Origin of the sequence: Paenibacillus profundus (assembly GCF_021369635.1) — a bacterium.
GTDB lineage: Bacteria > Bacillota > Bacilli > Paenibacillales > Paenibacillaceae > Paenibacillus_B > Paenibacillus_B profundus.
On the sequence record NZ_JAJNBZ010000005.1, the window covers coordinates 128,957 to 154,339 of the forward strand.

A 25,383-nucleotide genomic window follows, 5' to 3' on the forward strand; every position below is an offset into this window, starting at 1 on the left:
GAAGTAAGCCCAATGAAAAATATACAGCAAAATGTATGGCATAGACAGGTAAACGGCGTGTGGACTTATATTTCGTCCAGTGGATCCGGCTGCTTTTCAGCGATTTCTGAAATAAGAGGTTCAAAGCACTGTAGATTTCCGACAGTTATGCCACAACCGCCACCTCTGCTCATTACGCGCAAAGGTGGCGGTCAGTTCCTACAAAGCTGTAAATCGGTACATAATGCTACAGAAATCGTGCTCCATCTGCGGTATAAAAATCCCCGCATACATGAGCTCATCCCCGCCATAGATGCGTCCGGTCTGCTCTAAATGATACATCGTATCCGGGCACAGACCTCTCAGCTTAATGCGGCAGCTAGCTGGATTGGGTTCTGCAAGCACGCGGAAGTGACCGAGCAGCGCATCCGATCGATCCGCGGAGACGAACATCCACGCCGTGTCATTGCCTTCGAACGGACTGCACAGCCGGTACATGTCCCCATTCTGAACCAAGGCGCGCACTGACTTATAGAATGCTACTTGCTCCTTAACAGCCGTCTTCTCGGCGTCCGTGAACTTGGTCAGATCGAGCTCATAGCCGAAGTTCCCCGACATCGCGACATGCCCCCTCATCTCTAAGGAGGTGACTCTGCCAATCTGATGGTTCGGCACCGCTGACACATGCGCACCCATCGTGCTAATCGGATAGACGAGGCTTGTGCCGTATTGAATCTTCAACCGCTCTACCGCATCGGTATCATCGCTCGTCCACGTCTGCGGCATATAGTACAGCATGCCGGGATCGAAGCGCCCGCCGCCGCCAGAGCAGCTCTCGAACAACACGTGTGGGAAGGCGGTTGTCACCTGCTCCATTACGCTGTATACACCCAGCATATAGCGATGAGCAGTTTCCCGCTGCCGCTGCGGCGGCAAGCTGGCCGAACCGATCTCCGTCATATTGCGGTTCATGTCCCACTTCACATAAGAAATGGGGGCATTCGCCAAAATGTTGGACAGTGATTCTACGACCGCATCGCACACCTCTTGGCGCGAGAAGTCCAGAATAAGCTGGGATCTCGCCTGCGTCCGTCTGCGATCGGGCACATGCAGGCACCAATCCGGGTGAGCTCGGTACAACTCGCTGTCTGGCGAGATCATTTCCGGCTCGAACCAGAGGCCGAATTGCACACCTTGCGCATTTACCCGGCGCGCCACATCATCCAGACCGCCCGGCAGTTTCTCGGTATTGACGAACCAATCGCCAAGCGAGCTGCGGTCATCGTTCCGCTTGCCGAACCAGCCGTCGTCCAGTACGAGCAGTTCAATGCCTAGCTCTCCAGCCGAGCCCGCCAATGCCTCAATCTTGTCTGCCGTAAAATCAAAATACGTCGCTTCCCAATTGTTCACGAGCACCGGGCGCTCGCGATCGCGGAAATGTCCGCGGCATAGCCGGGTACGATATAGATGGTGATACGTTCGTGACATTTCGCCCAGCCCTGCGCCAGAATAGACCATGACCACTTCCGGCGTCTGGAACGATTGGTCTGGTTCAAGCAGCCATTCGAAGTCGAACGGATTCATCCCCATCGAGACGCGCGTCGAGCGGAATTGATCGACTTCCGCCTGCGCCAGGAAGCTTCCGCTATAGACGAGGCTGAAGCCATAGACATCGCCGTGCTCCTCATCCGCCCCGCGCGACAACAGCGCAATGAACGGATTTTGCTGATGGCTGCTCGACCCGCGGCGGCTCTCCACCGATTGCGTGCCAGTGGCTAGCGGATGCCGGTCGATGTGGCGTTCGCGCGCCCAAGCGCCCGGCAAGCGCAGCAAGTCGAACTCCGCATGCGGGAAGTCGACGCTCATGCTAAGCGCCCGCTGCAGCTTCATCTCTGAGGTGCTCGCATTCCTATAGCGGACAGAGCGGATGATGGCATCATGCTCTGCGTATACGGTATACTGCATAACCGCTCGCAGCTCTGTGACCGCATCTTCCATCTCGATCTCGAGCGTCATCGCTTCTTCCTCAGACTCGACATATGTCGCAGGCAGTCCCTCTAATCGAGGCTTCCCACTTATAATTGTGTGACTTTTATAGATAAGCTCAGAAGCAGTTGCTCCTTGCTCGAACTGCACTTCATAGGCCGGATGGCGAAAATCCCCGCACCCATAGCCTGGCAGCTCCTGCGGGAGCGTGTCGGTCGAGAACGAGCGGTCCCGCGGGTCTGGATTCGGGTGGAACGAACAGCGATCCACATAGCTGATCCGCTCCATCTCATGAATTCCTCTCAGCTTGCGTCCCCAATACACATGGGCCAAGTAACCGCCCTTCACCACTTGCATCATGTAGCTAGTCCCTTTGGTCTGCAGGTGAAAAAGCTGCTCCGCCTCGTTGTAGACTATATTCATCATTACCCCTCCCAAGTATTTTCTTCATCTATTTGTTGCAAGCATGAATACCTTAATGCAAATCTTGCAGCTTCCGCTTCTTCTTATATTCGGACGGCGAGCATCCCTCGAATTCGAAGAAGCATTTCGTAAAATGTCTGGTACTGTAATAACCGACTTTTTCGGCAACCTGCTGCACCTGCAGAGCTTGGTCCGCAAGCAGCTGCTTCGCCTGCATCATCCGCAGCCGGGTTACATATTTCACAAAGGTCGTGCCTGTCGTTTGATGAAATAACGTGCTTAAATAGTTCGGCGTCACACGGAAGTCCCGGGCCAGCTCCGCCAATGTGATTTCACATGCATAATGCTGTTCCAAATAGGAAATGACCTGTTCGATCATCCGTGAACCGCTATCCTTCGAAGCATGGTGCTGGAGCAGCGATTCCCCGATCTCATATAGTGTCCGAACCCATTCATCTCCCTGTAAACTGATTCGGCGGTTCAAAGCTACACAAGCATACTCTTCAATCGGTTGAGCCACAGGCTGAGGCAAACTGTGCAATCCTTCTGTAATGAAATGCTGGCGGAGACGATCAACCGTCTTCATATAGGCCAAATAATGGTGTGCCTTATAGGCTTCACTCAGATCGAGCCATAGTTGGCCGAGTTCCATAAGCCATTCGGGGTGCTGGCCGACGAGCTGCTCCTTGCTCCAATGTCTGCCAATCCCTTTCGTCACGCGCAGCGGAGCTGCGCGCGAACATTCGTTCAGCTCCAGCCGCAGCTCCTGCAACGAGAGGCATACCCCCGTCGAGAATAACGTCACGGCAGCCTGCTTGCCGCTTCGTGCCTGCACATCTGCTTCCAGCTTGCGCAGGAGCCTGCGCAGCACCCGGCTTCCCTCCTCCTCCCGCTCTGGCAGCCAAGCGCCGATAAAGGCCATCTCTCCATTGGGAAGCATGAATAGAGCGGGATAGAATGACTCTGATACGGCAGCTTCCATCTCAAGGCGCAGCTGCGAAAAAAATTGCTGGTGGAACGCTTCCGCCCGTTCTTCCATACCACTGTCGATCGCGAACGAGACGCCGGTATAATGCGCCCGCTCCATAAATGTATCTTTGCGCGCCAATGCAGGGTCAATCCAACCCGAGAAGGCCGCGTTTAAATTGCTCTCGAACTGCTTCTGAAGCAGGTTGCGCTGTTCTTGCACCATCTTGGCGACTCTATGCAGCGCCTGCTCCAATTCCTTGGCGCTCGATGGCTTCAGCAGGTAATCGGAGGCCCCCAGCTTGACGGATTCCCGCGCACTGTCAAAGTCGGAGAAGCCGGTAAGAATGATCCAATGCGTCAACGGAGATTGATCTTTCCCGATGCGCATCGCCTCCAACCCGCCCATCTCCGGCATCCGCAGATCGAGCAGCACAATATCGGGTCTGCAATCCGGCAGCAGGTCAAGCAGTTCCTCTCCGCTCTCCGCTTGGCCGCATATTTCAAACGGATGCGGCATCTCTTGAATCATGCTCACCAGAGTCATGCGCACCAGATATTCATCATCGGCAATGATAATTCTCATGCACTCACTTCTTCCTTCCGGATTTGAATCGTAATCTTCGTCCCCTCATGCACTGCGCTCTGCACGGCAAAGACCGGCGACTGGTACAGCAGGTTCAAGCGTTCCTTCGTATTGACCAGCCCGACCGCATTCGGCCGGACCGCTGCGGCATCGAAGCCTTTTCCGGTATCTTCGATTACAATCGAGAGCCATTGCTCGCCATCCACCAGCTCCATCGCAGCATTCACCTGCAAGGCGGCTGGACGCCTGAGCGGTTCGATGCCATGAATGATCGCGTTCTCGACGAGCGGCTGAAGCAGCAGCTTCGGAATCGTATACTCGCCGACTTCCTCCTCATGCGCGATTCGGAATGTAAACTTGTCGCCGAATCGCATCTGCTGCAGCTCGCAATATCGCTGCAAAAAATCGAATTCCTCACGAACGGTGCTCTTCGTCCTATCTTCTAATGTATAGCGCAGCATTCGGCTAAGCGATACGATGGCTTCCTCCAACACATCCCGCTTGTTCATGCGGTTCAAACCGATAAATCCATTCAACGTATTATAGAGAAAATGCGGCTGAATCTGCGACTGCAGCGCACGGTACTCCGCCTCTTTCAGCTGCAGCTTGCCGATATATTCTCGTATGACCATATCGCTAATCTGATCCGCCATCATGTTATAGGCAAGCGATAACTCATGTATCTCGCCTGAACCACTCTTCACTTCAATGCGCGATTGCCAATCTCCGCGCCGGAAGCGATTCATAGCGGCCAGCAGCTTGTTATATGGATTGATAATCCAACGCGATAACAGGTTGAACAGCAGGAATGTCGCCACCACTCCGGCAATGGCGAACAATGCGCCGACGATATAGAACCAACGGATATTATTCATTAATTCCGTCTCGGACAGCAGCACGACGATGCTCCATCCTGAACTGCTCATCTTCTTCGCGATTTTGACATACGAATCGTGCTCGCCTTTAACCACTTCACCAGCTTGGACAACTTGCAGTTGCATCTCTTCTGACAGATCGTGATTGGAGAAGATCAACTTATCGTCCTGATCATAGATGCTCACCACCGAAGAGACATCGAATTCGATATCCTTGACCAAATGATTAATGATCGACAGATCCGCATCAGCCATCAGAACAGCAAGCGGTTGCCTTGAATCTGGATCCTGAATGAGCCGGGCTACCGAGAAGGCGTGCGACACGGCCGGATTCGTAACATAATCACGCGGATGCGGACTAATGAATACCGTTTTGCCATCGGCATCGTACGCTTTCTTATACCAAGCTTGATCCCGGAATGGGTAATTCTCTGTAATCTGTCCCCCTTGTGAGGAAGGGATCATATAAGTAGAACCGTCCAGCGGCAGCAGCACAATTCCAAGAATGTCGCTCCGCAGATTGCGCATCAAATTCGGCAAGCTGTTGCGCAGCGCGCGCTCCGACAGCAGCTTCGTATAATCGTCTACCTCGCTATAGCGTGAACTCGCTTTCAATTTCAGCGCGGTCATAACTTCATCGCTCAAATAAGGCGTAATCGTAAGCCGTACCAAGTCGTCTAAATACGTCTCCATATTTTTCGACAGCGATTCCAAAATTGTCTCCGTCTGCATCGACGTCTTGTCCGTAATGACGTTATAAAAATAGGAGGGCATCACGTACACGATGACAATCATCGGAATCATCAAAACGATGAAGTACAGAACGAGCAGTTTAGAGCGCAGCGAGTGCAATTTCTGTAATGTCATGATGCCCTCCTACCGTTTAGTACGTAGTCAAAAGGCCGCTTTCTACCCTTTGACCGCGCCAGAAGACAAGCCGTGAATGAACTGCTTCTGCAGTGCCAAATAAACCAATGTTATCGGCAGCGCCCCCATAAGCGAGCCTGCGGCAACCCAACCGATATTGCTGTTATATTGTCCGAAAAATTTCGCCAATGATACAGTGATCGTCCGCACTTCGGTCTTTTCCAAGAAAAATACCGAGAATTGATAGTCATTCCAAATCGCAACCCCCGCCAAAATAATAACGGTCGCCGTCACTGGCTTCAGCAGCGGCATAATGAGCCGGAAAAATAGTCCGATACGGCTGGATCCGTCGATCATGCCCGCTTCATCCAAATCTTTCGGTATCGTTCCGATGAACCCGGTATACAAAAATATCGTAATCGGCAAGTTGAACGTCACATGGATGAGAATAATTCCCCAGTACGTATTGAGCGCTTGGATATCAACGTAGAAACGGTACAATGGCACCAGAATCGCCAACGGCGGCACGATGAGCACCGAGATGAACAACATATACATGAATTTGTTCCACTTCGTCTGATGACGCGCTAATGGATAGGCAGCCAACGAGCCGATGACGACGACGAGAACCATCGCAACTCCTGTAATAATGGTATTATTAATGAACGCTCTGCCGAGATTCGCTTCATTCCAAGCATTCACGAAGTTGTCGAGATACAAATACCCCGGAAATGCCCATTTGGAAGAAAGATCGTCCGTCGCCTTGAAAGAGCTGGTCAACAAAATATAAAACGGAATCGTATGAATCGCAACGAGCAAAATCGAACCGATTGCAATGAGCCATTTTTTGTACGCTTTCATCATTGCTGCATCTCCTTTCTCCGCAAGAAGTACAGCGCAGACATACTAATGACGGATATAATGACGAACATCAGGTTGCCGAGCGAAGCCGCATAACCCGCATCTTGTCTAGAGAAATACAGATGATACATCAACGTGGACAGCGACGAAGACGCATACCCCGGTCCGCCGTTGGTCATGGCAATAATAACGTCGAACAGCTTCAACCCGCCGATCAGATTGAGCACCACGTTAATCGTGATGGATGGCGCGAGCAGCGGCAGTGTAATGTTGCGGAATTGCTTGAGTGACGATGCTCCGTCAATTTGCGCAGCTTCATAATACTCTTTTGAAATCGATTGCAAACCGGCCAAATAAATAACCATCGCAATCCCCATGTATTGGAACGTATTGACAAAAGTGATGATCCATACGTTTATATCCGCATTTGCTAATAAGTTAATCGGCTCGTCCTGGAACAATAGAACAATATCGTTCAGAGCGCCCCCGTTGTATTGGAAGAAGAAATACCAGATGTAGCCCATAATGAGCGGACTAATAATAACCGGTAAATATACGATAGTTCGGATAAGTCCTTTGGCCCGAATCGAGCGGTTCAAGTATAAAGCGTACAACAGACCGAGCATATTTTGCAAAAAAGTGCTGCCCATACCGTAAATAAGCGTGTTTTTCATGACGTTAACAATCTGTGGATCAGAGAACATCCGGCTGTAGTTGTCAAAGCCGATCCATCTGAAATCTTGAGAATACCCGTCCCAGTTCGTAAACGAAATCTGGATTCCCTTTATAAAGGGATAGAACACAAACACAGCAAACAGCGCTAGGGCGGGAATATAAAATAAATTCAAAACGCTGCCCGATGATAGCTTTCTCTTCGTATCCATCGTTACCTCACTCCTGACCTCTAATGGAGAGAGGGCTTGCTCGGATGAACAACGCCCTCTTCACATAAGCTTGTCGTCTATCTATTTCTCAGACGTTCTACTTCTTGCTTCATTACTTCGGAATATTTCTCCGGCGTGGTACGTCCCGCCAAGAGCTCTGTACCTTGCTTGCACAATACATCCCACATTCCACTCGGCAAAAAGACGCGGTCGAAGTAAGGGAATACACGAACATCTTTGTATTGCTCATAGAAAGGAGAGAATTCGTGCTGCGCTTCAACGCCGTTGAGTCCCGGAGGAAGCATCGTGACGTTGGCGATTTTGCTCATGTTCTCTGGCTTGGCAAAGAATGCGAGGAACTTTTTCGCTTGCTCCATTTTTTCGGAGTCTTTCCATATCCCCATCGTAAAGCGCTCGCCGCCTGAGAAGCTTGGCTCATCGCCAGCAATCAGCGCAGGCACAGGCATGTAGCCGATTTTCATGTCTTTATTGATTTTGCGCACTTCTTCCGCAAAACTTGGGTTAACCATAACGAATGCTACTTTTCCCTCTGCAAACTGACGGGAAGCATCGCTGTATTTTGCAGTGATGACATCTTTGTTGATGTAGCCTTTTTCGTGCATCTCTTGAAACTTCTCAGGCAGTGGCGTCCACTTCGTCCAATCGAACGTTCCGTCCAGAAGCGCATCTTTCTCATTGTTCTCCGGGCTGATGAGCAGCGGTGTCGCCATCAGATCGAAGTATTGGCCGATCGTCCAATCGTCGATGCCGGAGAAGTGGAACGGAACCGTCTCGCCGTTCGTTTCTTTCACAATCTTATCGGCTGCCGCCATCAATTCGTCAAATGTCTTTGGAACCGGGATATTCAATTTTTCAAGCAGATCGGCATTGTAGGTGAACCCGTCTTTCGCTTCGCTCAACACGAGTGCGTATACTTTGCCATCTTTGTCAGTGACAACATCTTTGATGGTGTCCGTTAATTGAGGAACCCACGCTTCATCACGCAAATCCGCCAAGTAATTGCCATAGCGCACCTGCGCCCAGCCATGTGTATCGAAGACGTCCGGCATTTCGTTCGCTGCCATCTTTACTTTCAAGATGTTATCATGCTCAGAGCCCGGGAACTGCAGGTCGACGTCAATATCTGGATTTTCTTGCTTGAACGCCTCCACGATATCTTTGTACACTCTTTGAACAACCGGATCATTCACACTGCTGTCGACAGTTATTCTTGACGCGGCCGAACTACTTTTCTTCGTTTGATCGGTATCTATCTTCGTATCTCCCGATCTGCTGGAACATCCAGCTAGCAGCAGGATTGCTGCCAATGCTACGGTTACCCCTTTAATGAATCGCGTTTTCATTGGTTTGGACCTCCTAGTTGTAAGCGTTGTCACCATTTTATCAAGCTATTCACATGCAAGATACGACCTAATCTACGATGAAAGCGCTCTTTTTTAATCTGCGCGGCAATTGAGTCTCTCTCATGGCTGACTTCTGCCAAGTTATTCACCCCAGTGACACGCTAACAAATGACGGATTATCGACGTGTCAGCAGACATGCCAGAGCCGAAGCCGATGCCTCAGCAGTTCTCTGGTCGTCGTGCCGAACTTTGAAAAATATGACTTCGCCTTCCGATTCAGTCGTTCCTTCAAGTCGTTACCATCACGAATGTATTCAGTTAAAACATCAAAAACGCATTCGTCAGGGACGAATGCGTTTTGGCCTTCTTTTATCCTGCTCATTTTCTGAAACGACCAGGACGAATCACATCCTGCTCATAGCGATACTTCTGAAAGGCAACGTAGGTTAATGTCAAGCAGACGATAAATGCGAGCATGAACGTCCACTGCATTGGCAGCGAATCATTCTGCAATGGTCCTAACGCAGGTTCTTCCTTCGACTTGCCGAACAATTGGCTTAACAGCACATCTCCATACTTATTCAGCGCTTGATTCACTTCTGCCGTTCGAATCTCACCTTGCACGCCCCGCTGAACGAGCTGAACGATGGACTCCATTATTTCTATCGACTGTGGATTGCGTTGAATGATGGCGGCCGCTCTTATCCGGTCTATATGCTCCAGCCATTGGTTTGCCCTGATCTGCCAATCTTCTTTTCGTTCCGCTTGCATAAGACGACTCATATCATCACGCAGCACCTGCTCATACTGCAGCCACATTGCTTGCTTCGGATGGGTTAACGCATCCGTAGCCAAGCGCAGGCGCGCCGTTACGTGCATTAGCTTCGGTTCATTGATTTCAACGGCGGGCAGGGCTCGCTTTACCTGCACAATCGCATCGCTCAAAGCTCGTACACCCTCAACACCCGTCACACCCGTGAACGAAGTCTCTGTCATCAACTTACCCATCTCTGTCACTTTGTGCTGTGCCTTTTCCCACTCTCCGGCGACGACAAAACGGTATAGTTCCTCCGCTTGTTTGTCCAACATACGCCAATTCGCGCCAGGCCCTGTATCCAGCTTTTCGCCGGTCAACGCCACAGCTGCAGGTGCATAAGCAAACAAGCATAATCCGAAAATTCCGAACATGACGATGAGCGCACGCATGTACATCCCTCCCTCATCATCGTATGGGGAGATGTCCACATTTAGAACAAGCATCTATCGTTCTACTTCATATGTAAGCTAGCACTTCTTCCTCTCGCTTGACGCATCGTTACCCAAGCGAGCAAGACGCTCATTCCGGTCAATATGAACGTGAACAGGCAGACGACAAGTATATCATCCTGTAAAGTGCTCGGCAGCCAAGGGTAAATTCCCGCGCTATAATCCACCGTGTCATTGAGCCATGTCCAACAAGCCGCAATCGTCAGACTTGCACTGCCGTAGCTAAATAAGCGCACATACAACAGCGCTTCAACGGCCATGGCCAAATGAGAGCCGATAAGCATCCAATCCTGCCATATCATCGGCGACCCTTTATAGGCTCCCGCGACAATCATCGCACATGCCCATACCCCATATTTTATCGAGGTGACAACGGCAAGCGCTTCGATTATATTTTTCACGACCGTCCCCCATGTGGAACGCGGACGCGGACAGATCAGCAACATCCCGATGCTGATGGTAAAAAACAAGCTTGCTGTCGGGCTATCCGGCACGAAGACGATTTGCCAGAACGGATGATGCTCCCACGTATAGATGAGCTGACTTTTGTACCAATAGTACCCGTAAATCGTTCCCAGCAGGTTGCACCAGAACAGCAATCCCAGCACCCAGCGGCGCGATAAAAAGCTGCGGCTTATTAACGAAAGCGGCTTCATGCATTCCCTTCTTTCCCACATGCAATCGTATAGCGGCAACGTTCACCCGCCTTTTCACGTACTGCATGTAATTTTTCAACACGATCAGAAATGGTTCACGATCAGAAACAAAACCTGACCGCTCATGCAGTCAGGTTTCTCTTTCATCCTTATTTTACTGTGCTGCTTTCTGTTTCGCAAGCCAATCCGCGATATGCTCGATATCTTCGTCATTAAGACCTTGTGCCTTGGCGCTATCCACCATTGGCGGCATGTTTCCTTTGCCGTTCTTAATGACGTCCAAGACTTGGTCTTTATTCATCGTATCCCCGATACCTAGCAAGGCAGGACCAGAAGCACCTTTCATATCAGTGGCGTGACATGCAAGACAACCGGCCTTTTTCATGTTGGCGAAGGCAGGATCGTCTTTATCGACGATCGCAATTGATTTGTTCGGCTTCGGCTGACCGGCTGGCTTGCCAGCCAGTGCCGCTTCACGAGCTTTCTCTTCCCGTTCGATATGCTCTGGTGTAATGTTCAGTTCTGCAATCTCATGCTTGTAGCCATCCCACGCGGTCTTGGTCAGATAGACGCAAGAGAGCAAAGAAAGAATCATTAACGATGATGCGATCGGTCGGCGGTAGAAGCGGCGCTCCTTGCCCGTATCCAAGAATGGAGCGAGCAGCAATCCCCCGAATGCTAAGCCTGGAATCAAAACCGTACCAATGACGACGTAGCTTCCCGCTGCGTACGGATACTTCAGAAATTGATACAGGAACAAGAAATACCAGTCCGGAATCGGTACGAATCCGGTATTGTTAGGGTTCGCCGGATAGCCGAGCGGTGCCGGTTCGGATATAGTCAGTACGAAGATCGCGACCAACGCGACGCAGCCGACCATCCATTCTTTTAACAGAAAGTTCGGAATGAACGCCTCTGACTTGCCCGGATAGGATGAATAATCCAACGGCGTAATATCATTCACTTTCTGCTTGACGCGAGAGTCTCCGACATATACAACTTTTTCATCTTTTGATTTTCCGTGTGCCATCTCGATTCCTCCTCTCTTATAGCGGTCCCGAAATGCCTTGGCGGCGAATCATAAAGAAGTGAGCGCCCAACAAGGCCAGCAGAGCCCCCGGCAAGAAGAAGACGTGAATCGCAAAGAAACGAGTCAACGTTTGCGCGCCGACAACCGTACCGCCCTGCAGCAGTTCTTTCAAATACGGTCCGATGTAAGGAACGGTATCCGCAATCTCCATACTGACTTTCGTAGCAAAGTAACCTTTGTTGTCCCAAGGCAACAAATACCCTGTGAACCCAAGACCAAGCATGACGAAGAAAATCAACATGCCTACAACCCAGTTCATTTCACGAGGAGCCTTATATGAACCGGTGAAAAATACCCGTAGCGTATGTAAGAGCATCATAACGATAACTAGACTGGCTCCCCAATGGTGCATGCCGCGAACAATCTGGCCGAAGGCCACTTTCGTTTGCAAATATTCGACGCTGTAATACGCATTCACGATGTCCGGCACATAATACATTGTTAAGAACATTCCGGACAAAATCTGAATAACGGTAATAAAGAACGTCAAACCGCCGAAACAGTACACGAATGCGGAAAAATGATGCGCGGGGTTTACGTGCTCCGGCACTTCATGATCCGCCACGTCGCGCCACATCGGCGTGATATCCAGACGTTCGTCAATCCAGCTGTACACTCCTTTAAACATCTGTTATTACGCCTCCTTGTTACTGCACATGTTGGTTCGGTATGATGTCACCTAAGTATACAAAGCCGTTTTCCACTTTGACTTTGTATTCGTCGAGCGGTGCACGAGCAACAGCGAGTTGTTTGCCTTCTCTCGTATAGTGCGCGCCGTGGCACGGGCAGAAGTACTGGTCCTTGAACTTCGCATTGTTGTTCCAGTCTACCGTACAGCCCAAGTGCTTGCATATCGGAGATAGCGCAAAGATATTGCCTTGCTGATCTTTGCTGACCCAGGCGACAAGCGTCGGCTTGCTCTCATACCAGCCGTCAATCTGTGTAATTTCGAAACTAAATTCTTGCGGTTCATTCGTAACTTTGTTCGCTTCCACTACTTTGATGTATTTACCTTCTGTCTTTTTCTGTAGAAGTGGATCGACGGCAAACCGAACCATCGGAATCGCAGGACCGACGAACATGAATGCGCTTGCGCCACCCAATGTGTAAGTAAGAAATTGTCGACGCGACATTTCTTTGCCCGGCTTTTGAGGTGTTTGCTCATTATTGTGCGGTTTACTCATATACTGTCTTACCCCCTTTACCCAACCGTTCTGGCAAGTTGCTATGACGATAATCACATTCTAACTAGGACATCACTATAATATCCCAGCCCCATGAAAGCGTCAAGAATTTACCAGTCGAATTGCCTTGACATACACATTTTACCTTATGAATTGTTTATATTTTGTCACAATTATACAACGGTTTGTGATTGAAACCACATCTTTTGTATGCGTTTATTCATTTCCTGTTTGACTAAAGTTAATTCCTGCCATGGCAATTCCATCGGAGTGAACACCTCATCCGCTGTCTCCAGCATGTCCTTCGTTATACGTACGTCAGCCGAAATTATGACAATATACGCAAATCCACGCTCACGCAGCCGGGAGCATACGCCATTTATTAATGAAATATCTTGCTGCTCCGGCTGCTTGTCCATTACGAAGTGATACGCAGGATAGGTTACCATACGACCGCGAAACGGAATCTCCACCCCGTCCAGCCAGTCCCGCAATCTTTCTAGACGTTCGGCTGCTTCTACAGGCGACTCCTCTCCTGTAAGCCCGGTAATCGGCAATACACACGTATCGAGATAAGGCTCCCATTCCTTCCACTGCTCCAATGTCAATTCGCTAAACTTCATGCTGTCCCCCCCCGTTTTCCTGTATCTTCCTCTCCATTATACAATGTTATACAAAAAAATGAAGAATCGCGGTGAGCGTTTCTTCATCGGGGTATTACCTCAACGTCTTCAATTCATCCGTTAACGTCCGGAACGTCGTTTCATCTCCAGAAGCCAGCGCTTTGTCAATTTCCTCATATATGCGTTCCGTACGATGTTTACGTATAGCTTCGTCCCAGATCATCTCAGCGGTCAAGCTGAGCATTGCTTCATACGTTACTTTCATTTTATCCATAGGATTCAACCTCCAACCTGCACGATTAAGAGATCCTATATTCCTTTCCTTTCACCACATAGCTTTCCGTTGTTCTCTTCATGCGTTGCAAATCTTCTTCTGTCAGCTCGCGTATGACTCTAGCTGGTGAACCGAGAGAAAGAGTATAGGCCGGTATCTTTTTATTTTCAGTGACGACAGAACCTGCTCCTACTAAAGCATATTCACCGATCTCGGCACCGTTCAATACAATCGCCCCCATGCCGATCAATGTGCCATTGCCTACCGTACAGCCATGAATGATTGCCCCATGTCCGACGGAGACCCCGTCTTGAACGATTAAAGGTTGATTCGTATTGACGTGACCGATGACGCCGTCTTGTATGTTGACGCGATTTCCAATTACAATCGGAGCCAAGTCCCCACGCAGTACAGCATTGTACCACACAGTCGATTCCGACCCAACCGACACGTCACCGATAATTTTAGCGCCTTCCGCCACGAAGACTGTCTGTTCGATGCTTGGCAAGATGCCCTTATAAGGTATGTACACCATTATCCCCTCCGAATTGACCTTATTTCCATCGTTAAATGGGCGTTTAATCCCACTTTCAACCGGAAAATTTTGGTCTCATCGTATCAACGGGCACGTGGCTTGTCAACGCTTAGCTGAATTTTATCCTCGTATGCAATATACACGCCGTCAATAATATGCTGGCCTTTCTTCGTAATTTGCACCACTTGTCCTTGCACGACATCTTCACCTAGCCGAATCAACCCCAGATGCAGCATCATCATAATGATCCGTTGCCTGAAGATTGCCGTTGGCGTATCGTAGTAAAAAGGCCTGACATACGGCAGCAATGTTGCTTCCAAAGACTCAATCGTAGTCCATCGCATCGTGCACAGCTGAATCCAATGAACGAGCGACAATAAATTCGGTATTGCATTTTTGTAAAGCTTAAGCCAGAACCGATACAGTGACGCGGATGGTTCAGTGCCGGCCTGCGCCAATCGCTCTTCTCCCGACTGTGAACAACGCAGTCGGCCATCCCATTCCTCAAGCCAGCCTTGAAAGAAGGCGTAGTCATAGATTAAGGATAACCGATTCGGATAATCATGAAACCTCCGACCGTAGCCGAATCTCCATTCTCCTTTGGGCACGGTTGATTCATGAATGGCGAATGTCTCAAGAAGCTGCTGCTGCATCTTTTTGTACATGACGCCTTCGGCATTCAACTGGATGTTCTCATTGCGGACGAATGTGAGCAATTGTACGATGTCATCGCCCATTCGCCCATCCTCATCCCTATAGGCTTGAGGCTCGGCAGTAACGGTCAATCTGGTGGCGAATGACTGCTGCAGCACGTCTTTGAATCTTCGCTTCAAGTCAGTAGGAACTTGAAACAGATACTTTGTCTGCTGACTGCATCCGTTAAACAACCAACCGCTATGCTTAAATTTCGAGATCGTATCACGCGGGTGCGTCTCCTTCTGCAGAAGAGGAGCTTCTTCATTTCGCTCCGTCTCAAATTTGGTCTGCTGTACGCGCGCAACGAGCTCTTCCAAGCTGAATGAGGAACGCTTATCGAATAAAATCGAATTGAGAAAGCGCAGCTCCTCGAGCGTCATCTCCATGACATGCTGCTCGAATACGTCCTTCCTTCCTAAGACGGTCAGAATGGATTGGATGAGCTCATGCTTGGAATTTTCATTACATACGCAGCCGTAACGCTTAGCAATCCGAGTTAACTGAGTAATGTCCGCGTAACTGAGCATATCCGCCAAATTCATGCAATTCCTCCGTTCCCATCAGACTTTGCGCTTGGCCGTATCCTCGATGTACATTAACCATTATTGGAAAAAGTTCAGCATTTATTCAGTTTCTGAAAATAAAATAAGCCCGGTTCATCGTGAACCGGACTTAACTTGCCGAGAAATCAACATCAAGTGAAAAGGAAACAAGGATGGTATGGATATCCGCTTTCGTCGCTGTTGAATCCAATTCATTGGGACGACACCTGCGTGCCTTTCCCATTGAATTGTACATCATCCATATAGAACGTTCCGGTAACGTCACGCTCCCCTGGCGCTGCAAACACGAGCATTCTTTTAGTATCCACGAGTTTCCCTTTCTCTTCAGGAGAGAACACCCATTCGAGCTTGCTCCACTCATCACCACTTATGTGAAACGATTTCTCGATCATTCCCGCTGCCGTTTCGAATTTGATTAGCAAATCCGTCGTTCCGCTCACAAAAGCTGACCATGAATCCGCTTGTGAAAAATGGTTCTCCTGTTTGAAATCAGCCACAAAATAAGCCCATTCCGTTGTTTTGTTATACCCCACCTTCAGCGCTCCCAACCCGGTATGGGTTGTATCAAACACCGGGGATAACGTGTAGGCGCCTTCGCCCCCATCGAACCAGTTCGAATGTATGCGGTTGCCTTCAAAATCGTCGATGACGGTCGTGCCGTTCTCAGTGAGCCCGACTCGTTTCAGGCCAGCTTGCACATATTTATTTTTGTTCATCAAATCCCATACCAAGCCTGTGCGATAATTCTCAATCATCAATAAAGTAATTCCTTTGTCTATACCGATGACATCATCAGCGAACCAGCCTTCCTTACGGATATCGAGATTGAAGGAATCCTTCAACCCGTAGGGGCCGATTAATTCGGGAAAAGAATAATAATGCCGTAAAGCGTCCATGACGTCATCTGGGGCAAATACGATCGATCCGAGCGCTCCGGCGGTAGGAATCGTTCCGTCGATGCGGTGCTGATCATTGTCGTAGCCCGAAGGGGCAGAGCCATACCGTCCCACATACCCATCCGGTCCGTCCGCTGCCGTCATCCCCCATGCGTTCGGTCCGAACGTTTTGTATTGATCCGAATTGAGGATGCTGAATTGCCGTGCTGTCTTCGTCGCAATGACCGAATTATGCCACCAATCCACGCCTTCCCGATCGGCTTTGTTTCTTACATCAAACCAAGCGTAAGAAAACTGATGTGTAAAAATGGAACCGAACCACGAGTGAATAAATTCCGGGTATCCTCCGTACGACCCATATTGCCGCACAAAATCATAGAACATATCGGAATTGACGCGATGCTCTGGATTCGGAGCAGCTACGCCCAAAAAGTAAAGCATGAATTGTTCGGCATAGAAATCCCAATGTCCGCTAAATCCGTCACCCGCATCTTCTGGCGAATATCCCATATAGAATTGGTTCGTGTCAGAATCCCGGTACCATCCCCAATTGACCTTGTCATACAACTGTTCCGCCATGACTTTAATTTCCCCGCCGAAATATTCTCCAGCGGAGAGCGCTCCGCTGACGGCGATAGCGGTATCGATTACAGATACTTCAACATTACCGTATCGTTTGGCCGTATTCATATCAAGAAAGTGATAGAAAAAGCCTTCGATCTGCTCGGCTTTATGTAATAGCGTGTTCAGCGTGCCCTTAACTCTCTCTTTCCCTTCTTCTTCCGTAATCCAGCCTCTCTCCACCCCGATCACAATCGCGCTCAGACCAAAGCCTACCGAAGCGACACTGCTCATCTTGTCATCGTTCGGCGCCCGATCGCGAATGAGCCCATAGCCTGGACTGTCCGGATTCGTGTTCACCATTTCCCAGAAAAAATCGAATGATTTGCGGCTTTCATAATCCAAGAGCTCTTCATCGGGCATTTTTGCAAAATCCGTCTCTGCAGCAAATGCGGCAGGCGGCGGAACTGTCGTAAACACCATCGTAGCGAGCACTAATAAAATGAATACCGCCTTCTTCGACTTGCTTCTTCTCTGATGAACCATCTTCTTCACAACAGACTCTCCTTTCGACCGTTGATTGTTCTCTACCCTGCCGATTTCTTCTGGATGTTCCCCACCCCAGCTATAATCGATATGAATTCTATCCCGAAGCGGTTATTTCATCCTATTCATATCTGCTCACATAAGACCTGCCCATCATCAAGGAGTGCTCTCTCCCCCCAATCGCAATCGCTTTCGATCTTGGTCAGCAATTGCCTTGCTCACCTCCCCCACCGATTCAACGATGCGACCCTTTTTGCCTGTATAGGATCAGAGGGGTCCCAGTCATGTAGGATTAGACGCACAACTTCATTCGAAACGTTTCAATTTTGTGCAAAATAAAAGCAGCCCGCATCACGATAGTGAAAACGAACTGCCTGAGGTTAGAGCTTCCGCTGTAAAGTGAATGCATCCGATAACTGCATATGCTTCGTGCAGTTATATAATAGCGGATGCCATCCTTCTCCCGTGCGCTCAAGTATGGAATAAGATAAATTAGCGATATGACCTTGCAGCTTATCTCCGAATATTGCAATAAAGAGTTGAGCCAACCAACTGCCGTGGGTAACAAGCAATATGTTCTTGCCTTCATGCTGCTTCGCAATCGATTCAAGCGCCTGTGCGGCACGCAGTCTCAACGTCTCGTCGTGCTCCTGACCAAGGTCCATTTGACGCCAGTCCGCTCCCCACCGACTCTCCCGTTCCTCAGGCGTCGTTCCTTCGACTAGCCCGTAAGCCCGTTCCCGCAAGCCTGTCTCAGGCTTGAGCAATGGGATATGCAACGCGTCAGCAATAATGCGAGCCGTCTCTTCCGCACGCCCGAGACCGCTTGAGATAATGACGTCAAACGCGTACGTCTCCGCGATTAATCGTTCTGACAGCAGCCTGGCTTGCTCGCGTCCAGTTTCATTGAGCGGAATATCCGTCTGCCCTTGTATTTTCCCTTGTGCATTCCAATCGGTTAATCCGTGACGCACTAATCCGATGATTTGACTCATATCTTCTCCTCTATATTCCGTTCTACGTTATTTGCGCACACGCGTCAACCAATTTAACAATAATAACGCAAACGTGACCCCGAACAAAGACAACGCGATCCAATAGTTAGGTATCGTAGGCACGACATGCAATATCATAGGATCGCTGACACTGGCCACAGGCAGTTCTATACTCATTGTCGACCAGGAGGACTGCTCACTACCGGCAAGCACCGTCGGAATCAGTCCGCTCATTTCTTCCATATTCGACTGTCCATTACGAATCAAAAGAACAACGAGGGCGCATAGGAAGATAGCCATACAAAAAGAAATTATCCCTGCCAGCATATTACGCGAACGCAGGGATAAAATTTGCGAGCGGCGATGAACCGGCATTAGCCAATCCTGCTCCTTATAGATGCGGTCCATTACGCTGCTCATCTGGAATCCAGCCGCGGGATTAGCCGAGTATTCCATGTCCGCTTCTTCTTCCACCCAATGTTCGCTTGCAGCCCACACTGCAAATTGTTCCGCACATGCCTCGCATTCGCTCAAATGCTTGTCGATAGCTTGACGTTGCGGATCGTCTGCAGGCATATCGGAGTAAACCGATAACCACTCGAGCGCTTCCGCACATTTCATTTTTAGTTCATCCCTTCAACACCCGGCTCTGCTATGTAAGCCTCCAGCTGCGTCTTTACGCTGGCTCGAGCACGGAATAGCAACGATTTAACTGAACTTACCGTCTGCCCCAGCACTTGGGCAATTTCCTGATAGTCCAATTGGTCGTACTCACGAAGAATAAGGGCTGAACGCTGTTTCTCCGGCAAGCGGTTAATCGCTTCACGCACCAAGGTTACCTTCTCATTGCGAAGCAGCGCATACTCCGGCGCTACCTCCTTCGGTGCTTCCGGAACGATGCTATGGTCTTCATCCAATGATACTTGAATGCTTCGCTGCTTACGGAGCTCACTCAGCACCGTATTGCGTGCAATCGTATATAACCAAGTCGAAAAGGATGCATCCGCCTCACGGAACGTATGCAGACTTCGATACGCTTTATAGAACGTCTCAGCACATAAATCTTCAGCGAGCAATTCCAACTGGGAACTTTTCAACATATGAAAAATGAATGATAGCAATTTGCGCTGATAACGATTCATCAATTCCGCGAATTGTTCGACATCTCCGTCTTTAATGTCGCGGATGATTTGGGAATCGGTCATGGACTCAAGTTCCTCCTTGCTTTCCATATCCTTCCCGATGCGCTACTGAAAGGTTATACTCTTGAAGTCTTAAAAAGTTGCGGATCGGAGTTCAATAATCGGAGTCATACGAAGACCCCCGTTCACCTTACTATGGGTATGTAATATGTAAAACAAACATGTTACACAACCTTATCAGATATAGTCGTATTTTATCATAATAAAGTCGAAATATGATTAAAAATTTTTAAGAAATGCATATTAACAAAAAAAAGACCACTCCCAGAGGGAGTGGTTGCACATAGTGCAATTCTATTGGATAGGAGTGGAGAGAAACCATACTGTACTGTTATTATATTGTATCCGTTTTCATTTAGTCAATAGGTTTCGTAAAATATTTTCTTAATTTCACAAATTTTTCCGCTAGACGTAAATTGTGAATCCTTTGGAAGTTAGAAGCTCATTGGCACGATCTGCGTCGCTCTGATGGCGAAAAGACAATCGGAGCACACCGGGAACGTCTTCACGGCTCTCAATAATTTGTAAATTGCTCAAGTTGATGAGGTGATTACCAAGCTCCGACGCTATCTTTCCTATAATCCCCGGATGGTCCGGTACGTCCATATAGAGATCGTACAGCGCGTGAATAACCCCTTTGCGGCGCTCCGGCATCCGGCTTCTGAATTCCCCCGCTTCCGCGAATTGCTGCATAATCCCTTCTCCGTCACGACGCTGTAATAAATCAATAAAGCGCTCCGTGCCCGCTTTCCAGTCCTGAAGCAAATGGAGAAGAATATCCCTGTTATTTAACAAAATGTCCCGCCAAATGACCGGATCGCTCGAAGCGATGCGGGTAATGTCGCGGAATCCTCCGGCTGCCAACAGCTCGTGCAGCTCATTCGATTCGTTATAGCGTCTGACTTGATTGACTAGGGCAACGGCGACGAGATGCGGCAAGTGGCTAATCGCCCCCACCACTTCGTCGTGCTCATCCGGATTCATGCGGATGATGTGCGCTTTCGTGTAGCGAAGCAGCGACACAAGACGGCTGTATGCATCCTCATCGACGTCCTGATCCGGTGTCAGCACGTAGAATGCATTCTCGAACAGCAAGGTCGAGGCCGCTTCCACCCCAGAACGTTCTGAACCAGCCATCGGATGCCCTCCGATAAAGTGGATATCATGCCAGCCAAGCGAACGCGCGCAGCGTGCGACCGAATCTTTCGTGCTGCCGACGTCGGTCACGATGCAACCCGGCTTCAAATCCAGTTCACGCAATTGGCCGAGCATTGACTCCAACATCCCGACCGGTGAGCAGACAAATATATAGTCCGCTTCATGGACGGCTTCCTTCAGGGACGTCGTAGCTTCATCGACCACGCCCCGCTTTATATATTTCTCTGTAGAGGCGGGATTGGGCGAGTAGCCGACGACATGCAGTCCCGGCTTGTTCTTAAAACAAAGGGCGAGGGAGCCACCAATAAGCCCCACGCCCAAAATCGTTATCTTGGTTCTCATGATGTCACCTTATATTCTGCTAACGCTGATTCTAATGCTTGTATCATTGCTTCGTTCTGCTCTTGGCTTCCGACTGTAATGCGCAAGTGATTCGGGTATTTCTTATGTCCTGCGCGCGTTATAATGCCGCGACGAAGGAGTGCGTCGAACATGTCAACGGCAGGTCTGCCGACATCGACCATGATGAAGTTGCCGTGAGCCGGAAAGCTTGTAAGCTGAAGCCGCTCAAGTTGCTGCTCGATATATTTGATGCCAGCTGCATTCTTCTCCCGGCAATCTGCGATAAAGGCTTGATCCTCTACCGCCGCAAGGGCTGCCGCTTGAGCATAGCGCGTCGTGTTGAATGGCTCGCGCACTTGATTAATCAAGTGGATAACGTCCGGATGACCAATCCCATAGCCGATTCGAAGAGAAGCCAACCCATAAATTTTGGAGAACGTGCGCAATGAAATGACGTTGTTATATTGCGAAATCAGCTTCAAGCTGTCCGGAAAGGAGTCATCCATAACGTATTCGCAATATGCCTCGTCTAACACGACAAGCACATGGCCAGGCACTCTTTCCATGAAGCGATCCAGCTCTGCTTGCGATATGATCGTGCCCGTCGGATTGTTCGGATTGCAAATCCAGACAATCTTCGTCCGTTCATTGACGGCGGCGAGCATCGCTTCCAGATCGTGCGTTCCGTCACGCAGCGGGATTTCAACCGTAACCGCGCCTTCAATATCTGCATTGTGCTTATATTGCGGGAAGGTCTGATCCGCTATAATATGCTCGTCCCCCGGAACGAGGAACGCCCGGCAGATCATAAGAATGATCTCGTCTGAACCCGCACCGAATATAACTTGATTTGGCTGAACATCCAAATACTTCGCTACAGCTTCCGTTACAGCTACCGCCGCGCCGTCCGGATAGAGGCTCGTATTCTCGATTTCTTGCTGAATCGCTTGCTTAGCCTTGTCAGAGCACCCGAATGGATTCTCATTAGACGCGAGCTTAATAATGCGTTCCAAGCCCAGCTCGCGCTTGACTGCTTCAATTGATTTCCCCGGCTGGTACACAGGGAGATGAACAATACTGCTTTTCGGTTGCATCCGGTAACCACCTTTCTAACCTATGGAAATTGTTGCACAAGTGAGTCTTGCATCCACCCTTGAAGAACATCTGCTTCCGATGTAGTTTTCTGCGAACACCTGTACTCCTTAATGCTGAAATGTTAACTTTTTGTACACAAAGTTAATGTTTTAATTGTCGCACAAAATTACAAATTTGCAAGATCCCTTCCGCGGCAGTTTCCGGATTGGTTAATAACGGCAGCGACTCTTCAATGCGGCGCACGATAGCGCTGCCGACGATGACCCCATCGCAAAATGAGGAGAAGCGGCGCACATGCTCTGGCTTCGAAATACCGAACCCGATGGCAAGCGGCAAGGAGGTCGTCTGCCGAACTTGTTGAATGAAAGCTTCCACTTGGTCGTCGAACGATTCCCGTGCCCCTGTGACGCCGAGTGAGGATACGCAATAAATGAATCCGCGCCCTTGCTCTGTAATGCGGCCGATACGCTCTGACGATGTCGGAGCGACTAGCGGGACGAGATGGATGCCGTATTTGTCCCCTGCAATGCGAACCAGCTCGCTTTCTTCAAAAGGCAAGTCAGGGATAATGACTCCGCTTAATTGAGCCTCCGCCGCAGCTTGAAAGAACTTCTCGACGCCAAGCTGCATCACCGGATTATAATATGTGAACAGCACGTAAGGAATTTGCGCCCCCCGTGCACGCGCTTGCTTGGCAATGCGGAATCCGTCTTCCAGCGTCACTCCGTTCGTTAATGCCCGCGCCGATGCCCGTTCGATAACAGGACCGTCAGCCAAGGGATCGGAATATGGAATGCCAAGCTCAATAATATCCGCGCCCGCTTCTTCCATGCGAAGCAGCAATTCGAGAGTAATGTCGCAGCTCGGGTCTCCTAACGTGAAAAAGGGCATCAAGGCCGCCTTCTTCTCTTCCCGCAAGCGCGAGAAGGTTGCATCCAACCGGTTGCTCTGATTCGTCAATGTTTCATTCATGCCAAATCCCCTCCCAACGTTTCCATAATCGTATTCACATCTTTATCTCCGCGCCCGGATAAGCAAATGATGATAATCTCATCTGGCTGCATCATCGGAGCTACTTTAATCGCCTGCGCCACCGCATGAGAGGATTCAAGCGCTGGAATAATTCCTTCGGTACGGCTCAACAGCTGCAGCGCGTGCAGCGCCTCATCGTCGGTAATCGGCACATATGTTGCCCGCTCCGTATATTTGAGATAGGAGTGCTCCGGCCCGACGCCTGGATAGTCTAGTCCAGCCGATATGGAATGTGCTGGTTGCACCTGTCCGTGCTCATCCTGGAGCAAATAGCTTAACGTTCCTTGGAATACTCCCGGAGTACCTAGTGTCATCGTTGCCGCATGCAGCGGGGTATCAATTCCTTTCCCTGCTGCCTCGACTCCCATTAGGCGGACGGATTCGTCCTGAATGAACGGGTAGAAAATCCCCATTGCGTTGCTCCCGCCGCCCACAGCGGCAATAATTAAGTCAGGCAACCGCTCTTCACGCTCCACGATTTGCCGGCGCGTCTCGTCGCCGATGATGCGCTGAAAATCACGGACCATCATCGGATACGGATGCGGACCGGCGACGGTACCGAGAATGTAGAACGTATCCGTCACGTTGCTGACCCAATATCTCATCGTCTCACTGCACGCATCCTTCAACGTTCTCGTTCCGGACAGCACAGGAACGACTTCCGCTCCGAGCAGTTGCATCCGGAAGACGTTCAACCGTTGGCGCTTCATATCCTCTTCACCCATGAACACCTTGCACTCCATACCGAGCAACGCGGCAACCGTTGCCGTCGCGACACCGTGCTGTCCGGCACCCGTCTCGGCGATGACCTTCTTCTTGCCCATACGTTTGGCGAGCAGCGCTTGGCCGATTGTATTGTTGATTTTGTGCGCACCCGTATGGTTGAGATCCTCACGCTTCAAATATATTTTTGCTCCACCCAAAGATTGGGATAATCGTTCAGCATAATACAATGATGTTGGACGACCGGAATACTCCGTTAACAGCTTGATCAACTCGGCTTGAAAATCCGGTTCTTGTGAATATTTCTGATACGCTTCCTCCAATTCCAGCAAAGCGGTCATTAACGTTTCCGGAACGAATCTGCCGCCAAAAGGTCCGAATCGCCCTTTCGCATCCGGAAGCACTGTTGTCGTTGAATTAGTTGTCATATTGGATCACCCTTTCAATAAATGAGGCTACTTTATCGATATCTTTCGTTCCATTTGTCTCCACGCCGCTAGATACATCGACACCTTGCAGCTGATGCTGCGCAAGCAAACTTGCTATATTATCAGGCCCCAGTCCACCTGCAACGTACAATGGAATGCCGCAGTTCCGCAACAGCTCTCCATACGATGGAATGACGTTCCAATCGAACGTTTTTCCTGAGCCGCCGCCTTGAGCGGGATGATGGGTGTCAAGCAGTATTACGTCTATGAACGGGACTGGACGGTTAATGTCCACACCCGGAATGAACGGTTCCTTCCCATCCTGCTCCGCATGCGTACCCGAACATACCGGTACGGTCAACCACACGTCGACATCATAGTGGGTTTTCACCCACTCTGGAAGCGAAGGGTCGTGTTCCGCATTGAATTGGACGGCATTGAGCGGAGCCGCGTCCAGCACTTCTTGCAACGCTAGTCGCGTCGGCTGCGCGAACACGCCTACTGTGTCGGGAACATATTCCCCTTCCGCTTCCAACGTCTTCAGCCAATGATTCACCTCTAGCGGTGACACCTGTCTGCGGCTCGGTGCGAACACGAAGCCGATGTGGTCCGGTCCACACCTTGCCACACGACGTGTTAGGTCAAGTGTCGTTAATCCGCATATTTTAGCTTTCACGGTACGCGATCCGAATTCCGCTCTGTCTGCTGGATATGCTATGGTCATTGA

The 25,383-nt window shown here is 49.8% G+C and carries 24 protein-coding genes; all 24 read right to left on the minus strand.

The genetic code is table 11. The features are described 5' to 3' along the window. Positions 1–198: 198 nt before the first annotated feature. Positions 199–2,388, minus strand: a complete 2,190-nt coding sequence (locus tag LQV63_RS09315; protein WP_233696591.1) for an alpha-galactosidase — start codon at positions 2,386–2,388, stop codon at positions 199–201. Positions 2,389–2,440: 52 nt separating this feature from the next. Continuing rightward, positions 2,441–3,940 (minus strand): helix-turn-helix domain-containing protein, encoded by a 1,500-nt coding sequence (locus LQV63_RS09320; RefSeq protein ID WP_019421869.1) that lies wholly within the window; start codon positions 3,938–3,940, stop codon positions 2,441–2,443. Continuing rightward, complete coding sequence (locus LQV63_RS09325; protein ID WP_233696485.1) at positions 3,937–5,682, minus strand: sensor histidine kinase; 1,746 nt, start codon at positions 5,680–5,682, stop codon at positions 3,937–3,939. Before LQV63_RS09325 ends, LQV63_RS09320 begins: the two co-directional genes overlap by 4 nt. Positions 5,683–5,724: 42 nt before the next feature. Further along, entirely contained in the window at positions 5,725–6,546 is an 822-nt protein-coding gene (locus tag LQV63_RS09330) for a carbohydrate ABC transporter permease (RefSeq protein ID WP_019421867.1), read from the minus strand. Next, positions 6,543–7,427 (minus strand): carbohydrate ABC transporter permease, encoded by an 885-nt coding sequence (locus LQV63_RS09335; protein ID WP_233696486.1) that lies wholly within the window; start codon positions 7,425–7,427, stop codon positions 6,543–6,545. The genes LQV63_RS09330 and LQV63_RS09335 overlap by 4 nt, the downstream gene beginning before the upstream one ends. Positions 7,428–7,504: 77 nt before the next feature. Next, positions 7,505–8,791, minus strand: a complete 1,287-nt coding sequence (locus tag LQV63_RS09340; protein WP_019421865.1) for an ABC transporter substrate-binding protein — start codon at positions 8,789–8,791, stop codon at positions 7,505–7,507. A 378-nt stretch (positions 8,792–9,169) separates the two neighbouring features. After that, positions 9,170–9,997 (minus strand): sporulation protein YpjB, encoded by an 828-nt coding sequence (locus LQV63_RS09345; RefSeq protein ID WP_019421863.1) that lies wholly within the window; start codon positions 9,995–9,997, stop codon positions 9,170–9,172. A 62-nt stretch (positions 9,998–10,059) separates the two neighbouring features. Further along, positions 10,060–10,713 (minus strand): DUF1405 domain-containing protein, encoded by a 654-nt coding sequence (locus LQV63_RS09350; RefSeq protein WP_233696487.1) that lies wholly within the window; start codon positions 10,711–10,713, stop codon positions 10,060–10,062. Positions 10,714–10,867: 154 nt separating this feature from the next. Next, positions 10,868–11,743 carry a menaquinol-cytochrome c reductase cytochrome b/c subunit gene (locus LQV63_RS09355; RefSeq protein WP_233696488.1) on the minus strand — a complete coding sequence of 292 codons (876 nt, stop codon included), beginning with the start codon at positions 11,741–11,743 and terminating at the stop codon, positions 10,868–10,870. A gap of 16 nt (positions 11,744–11,759) precedes the next feature. Further along, entirely contained in the window at positions 11,760–12,431 is a 672-nt protein-coding gene (gene qcrB, locus LQV63_RS09360; RefSeq protein WP_019421860.1) for a menaquinol-cytochrome c reductase cytochrome b subunit, read from the minus strand. 19 nt (positions 12,432–12,450) lie between these two features. Then, positions 12,451–12,987 carry a QcrA and Rieske domain-containing protein gene (locus LQV63_RS09365; protein WP_019421859.1) on the minus strand — a complete coding sequence of 179 codons (537 nt, stop codon included), beginning with the start codon at positions 12,985–12,987 and terminating at the stop codon, positions 12,451–12,453. Positions 12,988–13,160: 173 nt separating this feature from the next. Next, positions 13,161–13,610 (minus strand): DUF2487 family protein, encoded by a 450-nt coding sequence (locus tag LQV63_RS09370; RefSeq protein ID WP_233696489.1) that lies wholly within the window; start codon positions 13,608–13,610, stop codon positions 13,161–13,163. A 94-nt stretch (positions 13,611–13,704) separates the two neighbouring features. Then, entirely contained in the window at positions 13,705–13,884 is a 180-nt protein-coding gene (locus LQV63_RS09375; RefSeq protein WP_019421857.1) for an IDEAL domain-containing protein, read from the minus strand. 25 nt (positions 13,885–13,909) lie between these two features. Continuing rightward, positions 13,910–14,416 (minus strand): gamma carbonic anhydrase family protein, encoded by a 507-nt coding sequence (locus tag LQV63_RS09380; protein ID WP_026011104.1) that lies wholly within the window; start codon positions 14,414–14,416, stop codon positions 13,910–13,912. An 86-nt stretch (positions 14,417–14,502) separates the two neighbouring features. Continuing rightward, positions 14,503–15,657, minus strand: a complete 1,155-nt coding sequence (locus tag LQV63_RS09385; protein WP_233696490.1) for a hypothetical protein — start codon at positions 15,655–15,657, stop codon at positions 14,503–14,505. Positions 15,658–15,869: 212 nt separating this feature from the next. Then, positions 15,870–17,681 (minus strand): glucoamylase family protein, encoded by a 1,812-nt coding sequence (locus LQV63_RS09390; RefSeq protein WP_233696592.1) that lies wholly within the window; start codon positions 17,679–17,681, stop codon positions 15,870–15,872. 380 nt (positions 17,682–18,061) lie between these two features. Then, the gene (locus LQV63_RS09395) at positions 18,062–18,676 is read right to left on the minus strand and encodes a histidine phosphatase family protein (protein WP_233696491.1); all 615 of its coding nucleotides are present in this window, start codon (positions 18,674–18,676) and stop codon (positions 18,062–18,064) included. Positions 18,677–18,703: 27 nt separating this feature from the next. Continuing rightward, positions 18,704–19,297: an anti-sigma factor family protein gene (locus LQV63_RS09400; protein ID WP_233696492.1), complete on the minus strand. Its 594-nt coding sequence runs from the start codon at positions 19,295–19,297 to the stop codon at positions 18,704–18,706. A 2-nt stretch (positions 19,298–19,299) separates the two neighbouring features. Then, on the minus strand, positions 19,300–19,881 hold the full coding sequence (locus LQV63_RS09405) for an RNA polymerase sigma factor (protein ID WP_019421851.1): 582 nt from the start codon (positions 19,879–19,881) through the stop codon (positions 19,300–19,302). A gap of 402 nt (positions 19,882–20,283) precedes the next feature. Then, complete coding sequence (locus LQV63_RS09410) at positions 20,284–21,378, minus strand: prephenate dehydrogenase (RefSeq protein ID WP_233696493.1); 1,095 nt, start codon at positions 21,376–21,378, stop codon at positions 20,284–20,286. Then, positions 21,375–22,472 carry a histidinol-phosphate transaminase gene (hisC, locus tag LQV63_RS09415; protein WP_233696494.1) on the minus strand — a complete coding sequence of 366 codons (1,098 nt, stop codon included), beginning with the start codon at positions 22,470–22,472 and terminating at the stop codon, positions 21,375–21,377. The genes LQV63_RS09410 and hisC overlap by 4 nt, the downstream gene beginning before the upstream one ends. 142 nt (positions 22,473–22,614) lie before the next feature. Next, complete coding sequence (trpA, locus tag LQV63_RS09420) at positions 22,615–23,445, minus strand: tryptophan synthase subunit alpha (RefSeq protein ID WP_233696495.1); 831 nt, start codon at positions 23,443–23,445, stop codon at positions 22,615–22,617. After that, positions 23,442–24,656: a tryptophan synthase subunit beta gene (trpB, locus tag LQV63_RS09425; protein WP_233696496.1), complete on the minus strand. Its 1,215-nt coding sequence runs from the start codon at positions 24,654–24,656 to the stop codon at positions 23,442–23,444. Before trpB ends, trpA begins: the two co-directional genes overlap by 4 nt. Then, a complete protein-coding gene (locus LQV63_RS09430; protein WP_233696497.1) occupies positions 24,646–25,380 on the minus strand; it encodes a phosphoribosylanthranilate isomerase in 735 nt (244 codons plus the stop codon). The genes trpB and LQV63_RS09430 overlap by 11 nt, the downstream gene beginning before the upstream one ends. Positions 25,381–25,383 lie beyond the last annotated feature (3 nt).